At 61.5% G+C, this 1,522-nt stretch carries 2 protein-coding genes; one reads left to right on the forward strand and one right to left on the reverse strand.

The annotated features are described in order from the left end of the window. Window positions 1-897, forward strand: an 897-nt coding sequence (locus tag ACXRVY_RS28505) for an ATP-binding protein (protein ID WP_458238891.1), incomplete at its 5' end; no start/stop codon positions are given. A 315-nt stretch (window positions 898-1,212) separates the two neighbouring features. On the opposite strand, the gene ACXRVY_RS28510 is transcribed toward ACXRVY_RS28505, so the two are convergent. Continuing rightward, the coding region (locus tag ACXRVY_RS28510; protein ID WP_458238892.1) for an HvfC family peptide modification chaperone at window positions 1,213-1,522 on the reverse strand (310 nt) is incomplete at its 5' end.

The raw sequence follows: 1,522 nt of genomic DNA on the forward strand, positions 1-1,522 counted from the left end.
GGCAGCCCGCTGACCATCGACGTCCGCCCGGCGATGGTCCCGTTGTCGCCCTGGCTGCCCATCGTGCTGCTCGGGCAACTGGCGCTGATGCTTGCCTGTTCCTGGCTGGCGGTCAGGATCGCCATCCGCCCCCTCACCCGCCTCGCCGGTGCCGTCGAAACCCTGGACCCCAACGCACACCCAGTACTCCTGGACGAAAAAGGCCCGACCGAAGTCGCCCACGCCGCCAAGGCCTTCAACTCGATGCAGGCACGCATCGCGGCCTATCTGAAGGAACGCATGCAGTTGCTCGCGGCGATCTCCCACGACCTGCAAACCCCGATCACCCGCATGAAACTGCGCGCCGAGTTCATGGACGACTCTAGCGAAAAAGACAAACTGTTGAACGACCTGGGCGAGATGGAACACCTGGTCCGCGAAGGCGTCGCCTACGCCCGCAGCATCCACGGTGCCACCGAAGAAAGCCGCCGCACCGATCTCGACTCGTTCCTCGACAGMCTGGTGTTCGACTACCAGGACATGGGCAAGGACGTGCAGCTCGAAGGCAAAAGCGCCACCATCATCGACACCCGCCCCCACGCCTTGCGCCGGGTGCTGGTCAACCTCACGGACAACGCATTGAAGTTTGCCGGTGCTGCCGAGTTGCAAGTGGAAAAACAGGCCGATGGCAACCTGTCGATCAAGATCCTCGACCGCGGTCCGGGCATCGCTGAAGAAGAACTCAAGCAAGTGATGGAACCGTTCTATCGCGTGGAAAATTCCCGCAACCGCAGCACCGGCGGCACCGGGCTGGGGCTGGCGATCGCCCAGCAATTGGCGGTCGCGATTGGAGGGTCGTTGACCTTGAGCAATCGTGAGGGTGGCGGGTTGTGTGCGGAGTTGAGATTGCCGGTGTAGACATTTTCGGTTCGGAGCGAGGAATGCCAGAGCAGCTGTATAGAATGGTCGGCTGGCAGGCCGCTATCGTCGGAACACCGCCCGGACCAAGCTCGCTCACAGGTACTAAGTACATCAGCAAGATTTCGACCGGCTGGCAGGCCGTCTCGCGAGCAAGCTCGCTCCTACAATTGATCCGGGTATACCTGCAAGAGATTGGGCTGCTATCAGGGCGCCGTCAGGGCGAAATCGCCAGCCGCCGTTAACGCAGCAACGGATATGTACCCAGTCTGCCAAGAACCTGGTCGGCCTGAAGGCCGCCAAGGTCAAAGAAGATCAAACAACCCCGACAACCCCTTCCCCATGCATCTGCCGCAACAACCTCAGACCACCCTCGAAAAACTCCGATGAACCAACCTGCCCCGCCTCGACCGCCAATCCTTGCAACTGTTCACGCCCGGTCACTTCGGGAAACTCGTCAATTCTCTGCAACAACCGCCACGCCAACGGACTCAGTTCGGAAAACCTCACACTCCAGTCCTCCGCTCGCCGCACCAGCAGCAATGTCGGCTGATCAGGCAAAGCGTCCGGCTGATGATCCGGCCCCACCTGTTGCACCGGCCAGGCATACGCCAACGGCCAGGCC

This window comes from Pseudomonas sp. P5_A2_2 (assembly GCF_054177685.1).